4 protein-coding genes and 1 pseudogene are annotated in these 4707 nt (G+C 60.4%); 2 read left to right on the forward strand and 3 right to left on the reverse strand.

The features are described from left to right. The 3 genes from EN932_RS29555 to clpP all read right to left on the reverse strand — a co-directional run. A partial coding sequence (locus tag EN932_RS29555) for an LON peptidase substrate-binding domain-containing protein (protein ID WP_206618973.1) occupies positions 1 to 892 on the reverse strand: 892 nt, incomplete at its 3' end. A gap of 306 nt (positions 893 to 1198) precedes the next feature. Further along, positions 1199 to 2473, reverse strand: a complete 1275-nt coding sequence (gene clpX / locus EN932_RS29560) for an ATP-dependent Clp protease ATP-binding subunit ClpX (protein WP_013532190.1) — start codon at positions 2471 to 2473, stop codon at positions 1199 to 1201. A 297-nt stretch (positions 2474 to 2770) separates the two neighbouring features. Next, positions 2771 to 3400: an ATP-dependent Clp endopeptidase proteolytic subunit ClpP gene (gene clpP / locus EN932_RS29565; RefSeq protein ID WP_013532191.1), complete on the reverse strand. Its 630-nt coding sequence runs from the start codon at positions 3398 to 3400 to the stop codon at positions 2771 to 2773. A gap of 338 nt (positions 3401 to 3738) precedes the next feature. On the opposite strand from clpP, the gene EN932_RS29570 reads away from it, so the two are divergent. Beyond that, positions 3739 to 4326, forward strand: coding sequence for a hypothetical protein (locus tag EN932_RS29570; protein ID WP_127368767.1), 588 nt, complete (start codon positions 3739 to 3741; stop codon positions 4324 to 4326). 49 nt (positions 4327 to 4375) lie between these two features. Beyond that, a pseudogene (locus EN932_RS29575) lies at positions 4376 to 4707 on the forward strand (pyridoxal-dependent decarboxylase); the annotation flags it as partial.

Consider the following 4707-nt stretch of genomic DNA (forward strand, 5'->3'; position numbering starts at 1 on the left):
CGAGATAGTTGCGCACGACGGTCGATTCAGCCGACATCGGCGACATCGTCCGGAGCTTCTTCAACTCGGCTTCCGCCTTTTCGCGGGCCTCCTTGGAGAGCTTGGTCTTCTTGATGCGCGCCTCGATCTCGGCGGCCTCGTCGCGGCCGTCCTCGCCTTCGCCGAGTTCCTTCTGGATCGCCTTCATCTGCTCGTTCAGGTAGTACTCGCGCTGCGTCTTCTCCATCTGGCGCTTGACACGCGAGCGGATGCGCTTCTCCACCTGCAGGACGGAGATTTCGGCTTCCATGAAGCCCATCGCCTTTTCCAGCCGCTCCTTGACCGAAAGCGTGGCCAGCATCTCCTGCTTCTCGGGGATCTTGATGGCGAGATGCGAGGCAACCGTGTCGGCGAGCTTGGAGTAGTCGTCGATCTGGCTGGCAGCACCCACCACTTCGGGCGAGATCTTCTTGTTCAGCTTGACGTAATTCTCGAAGTCGGTGACGACCGAACGCGCCAGCGCCTCAACCTCGACCTCTTCCTCTTCCGGCTCGACCAGCGCCGCGGCGCGGGCCTCGTGGAAATCGGGACGGTCAGTGAACGAGACGATTTTCGCACGCGAAGCGCCTTCGACCAGAACCTTGACGGTGCCGTCGGGCAGCTTGAGCAATTGCAGCACATTGGCGAGCGTGCCGATGTCGAAAATGGCATCGGGCTCGGGATCGTCATCGGCGGCATTCATCTGGGTGGCAAGCAGGATCTGCTTTTCCTGACCCATCACCTCTTCCAGCGCCTTGATCGACTTCTCACGCCCGACGAAGAGCGGAACGATCATATGCGGGAACACCACGATGTCGCGCAGTGGGAGAACTGCGAAGACGCCGTCGCTGGGTGCCTTGGATACTTTGGCCATTGTCCAACCTTTCATGTCGCGGCCGCTAATTGAGCCAACCGCGAATCTTATATTAACGACCGGGGATCGTTCCGCCTACCACCGTTTGTGACGGGAGTTTTACAGCACAGAAATCGGGCACCTCGGCCTTCTCCAGTTAGTTGGATGCACGACCCCCAAAGATCAAGGGGCGTGTCCAAATCCGCACTCCCAACCCGTCCGCGAGTGACACATTTGCGACGCCAGCCCGTACGCCGCGCAAAACCGCTGTGCGACAGCAAAACGGCGCCTTGCGGCGCCGTTTCAGAATTTCGCTGCGGGCTCATGTCAGGCGCTGACATTGCCCTTCTTTTCCTTCTGCTCGGAGTAGATGTAGAGCGGCCGGGCACTGCCGGTCACCACCTCCTCCGAAATCACCACTTCGCGCACGCCTTCGAGTGCGGGAAGCTCGAACATCGTGTCGAGCAGGATCGCCTCCATGATCGAACGCAGGCCGCGCGCGCCGGTCTTGCGCTCAATGGCGCGCTTGGCGATCGCCGAAAGAGCGTTCTCATGGAAGGTCAGGTCGACATTTTCCATCTCGAATAGCCGCTGATACTGCTTGACCAGCGCGTTCTTCGGCTCGGTCAGGATCTGGATCAGCGCCGGTTCGTCGAGGTCTTCCAGCGTCGCCAAGACCGGCAGACGGCCGACAAACTCAGGGATAAGACCGAACTTCAACAGGTCCTCGGGCTCGACCAGGCGGAAAACATCGCCAGTGCGGCGATCCTCCGGCGAAGCGACGACCGCGCCGAAGCCGATCGACGTCTTGCGGCCGCGATCCGAGATGATCTTGTCCAGCCCGGCGAAGGCGCCGCCGCAGATGAACAGGATGTTGGCTGTATCGACCTGCAGGAATTCCTGCTGCGGGTGCTTCCTGCCGCCCTGTGGCGGCACGGAGGCGACGGTGCCTTCCATGATCTTCAAGAGCGCCTGCTGCACGCCCTCGCCCGACACGTCGCGGGTGATCGAGGGATTGTCCGACTTGCGCGAAATCTTGTCGATTTCGTCGATGTAGACGATGCCGCGCTGGGCGCGCTCGACATTGTAGTCGGCCGACTGCAACAGCTTCAGGATGATGTTTTCGACGTCCTCGCCGACATAGCCGGCTTCGGTCAGCGTCGTCGCGTCAGCCATGGTGAACGGCACATCGATGATGCGGGCCAGCGTCTGCGCGAGCAGCGTCTTGCCGCAACCGGTCGGGCCGATCAAAAGGATGTTGGACTTCGCCAGTTCGACATCGTTGTTCTTGCCGGCATGCGCGAGGCGCTTGTAGTGATTGTGGACCGCCACCGACAGCACGCGCTTGGCGTAGGGCTGACCGATGACATAGTCGTCGAGAACCTTGAGGATCTCCTGCGGTGTCGGCACGCCTTCGCGCGACTTCACCATCGAGGTCTTGTTCTCTTCACGGATGATGTCCATGCAGAGTTCGACGCACTCGTCGCAGATGAAGACCGTCGGACCGGCGATCAGCTTGCGCACTTCGTGCTGGCTTTTGCCGCAAAACGAGCAGTAAAGCGTGTTCTTGGAATCGCCGCTGTTGTTGCCGACCTTGCTCATTTTCATGTCCTTTCATGGCCGCCCGCCGATGGTCTGGCTGAAAGGGCGCATACTCTATCTATCGCGGGAATCCGCCGCCGCCAGTGTGTCCCGGCTCCCGCAACGCATTCCGTACGAAACACAAATCAGAAAACGTGGCAATGATTCGCGACAACCCCGCATAAAGCTAAGCCGCCGAAACTCAACATAGCCTTAACGTAGGCAATCCTGTCCCCCGAGGGAACAGCCAATTGTGGCCGAAATGCCGCAAGACGCGCCAAAAGCGCGTGATGGTGCCATCCAACTGCCAACTTGCCTTTATGCCAGCGCCCCTTCGGCCGCCTCGCGCGACGAAATGACCTTGTCGATGAGGCCGAAATCCTTGGCTTCGTCGGCGGTCATGAAATGGTCGCGGTCGAGCGTTTTCTCGATCTCTTCATAGCTCTTGCCGGTGTGCTTGACGTAGACCTCGTTGAGGCGACGCTTCAGCTTGATGATATCCAGGGCATGGCGCTCGATGTCGGATGCCTGGCCCTGAAAGCCGCCGGAAGGCTGGTGAACCATGATGCGGGCGTTCGGCGTGGCAAAGCGCATGTCCTTGTGACCGGCAGTCAGGAGCAGCGAACCCATCGAAGCCGCCTGGCCGATGCAGAGCGTCGACACGGCCGGCTTGATGAACTGCATGGTGTCGTAGATCGCCATGCCCGAGGTGACGACGCCGCCCGGCGAATTGATGTAAAGGTTGATTTCCTTCTTCGGATTCTCAGCTTCGAGGAACAAAAGCTGCGCGCAGACCAGCGTCGCCATCCCGTCCTCGACCGGACCGGTGATGAAAATGATGCGCTCCTTGAGGAGGCGCGAGAAAATGTCGTAGGCCCGCTCGCCGCGATTGGTCTGTTCGACCACCATCGGAACGAGGTTCATGTAGGTTTCGACGGGGTTCTTCATCAGGTATCTCTTATCTCGCGGTGGGATTCCGGCGCCGGGAATGCCGGCAGATCGGGCAGAATCGGTTCTGGATCGTTATTCCGTAAATAGGATGCCGGCTCGTCCTTGTGCAAGGCCGACCCCTCCTAGCCATCTGGGTAAGTCGAATCAAGCTTTCTGACCAAGGATTCGCGGCGGCGGATGCTTCCGCGGGTCCGGAGCCGCATCGCCGGCCCCGCAACGTAGCAGTTTCTTAACCGCGTCACTTAACGAAATGCGCCGAAACCGCTTTTTTCCGAGACGGCTTCCTCTACAATTCAACGTTGAACTTATGCATAGAGTTCAACAGGGGGAGTGCCATGCCCGGGAAAACCGCATGCTTCACCATTGCCGGCCTGACCGTGCTCGGCACGATTTCGCAGACGGCGGCCGGCGGCCGCGCCGTCGAATGTTATGAGCCGGTCCGCAGTCCGGCCGTCTATGACACGGTCTATGAAGACGTGATGATCAGTCCGCCCGGTCAGCAGGTCGACTATATCGCCCCTATCTATGGCACGCGCGAGCGCGTCGTGATGACCGTTCCGGCGCAAGTGACCTACCAGATCGTACCGGCCGTCACCCGCACCGTCTACCGTACGGTCCGGGTCGATGGCGGCTATTCCTGGGAATGGCGCGTCATCCATGGCCGCAAGGTGCTGTGCAAGGTATGGCACAAGGCGCGCTACGAACGCGTCGCAGAGACCGTCGTGATCCAGCCCGAACGCACGCGGCGCGTCGTCATTCCCGCACAATATGACAGCATCGCCGAGGAGGTGCTGGTGCGGCCGGAACAAAGGCGCGTCATCGATGTCCCCGCCTCCTACCAGACCGTCGCGCGTCGTGTGTTGGTCCGGGAAGGCTCATCCAGTTGGCGGCGGGTGCATATTCCCAGGCATTGCCAGGATTAGCGCGCATGGCGTACCCTGCTTCGCAGCGGATCTCCGTTGGGCTGAGGGCATGCGCGACCTGGAAATTTCCAATCAGGAATTGTCAGACCTTGCCGAAGAAGCCTTGGCGCTTGCCAAAGGCTATTGGGCCTCCCTCGAGGAACGTCGGACGTATCCCACGACCAGCGGCAAACAGACGACGGAACTCTTCTCGCGGCCTTGGCAGGAGAGCGGTCGTGGTCGGGAAGTCTTGCAGGATTTCAAGTCGATAGCGGAGCATGTGCGGCCTTCAACCGGCAGGTTCTTCGGTTATGTCGTCGGCTCCGGCGAACCGATCGGCGCGCTGGGGGAATTGCTGGCTGCGGTGCTCAATCAGAATGTGACGTCGTGGCGCTCGGCACC

The sequence above is a fragment of the Mesorhizobium sp. M7A.F.Ca.US.002.01.1.1 genome (assembly GCF_004022955.1).
In the GTDB taxonomy this organism is placed as follows: Bacteria; Pseudomonadota; Alphaproteobacteria; order Rhizobiales; family Rhizobiaceae; genus Mesorhizobium; species Mesorhizobium ciceri.

What these genes read in the sequence shown, in the direction of transcription:
- clpX (WP_013532190.1), bottom strand. Translation starts at nt 2,473, where the DNA reads ATGAGCAAGGTCGGCAACAACAGCGGCGATTCCAAGAACACGCTTTAC.
- clpP (WP_013532191.1), bottom strand. Translation starts at nt 3,400, where the DNA reads ATGAAGAACCCCGTCGAAACCTACATGAACCTCGTTCCGATGGTGGTC.
- EN932_RS29570 (WP_127368767.1), top strand. Translation starts at nt 3,739, where the DNA reads ATGCCCGGGAAAACCGCATGCTTCACCATTGCCGGCCTGACCGTGCTC.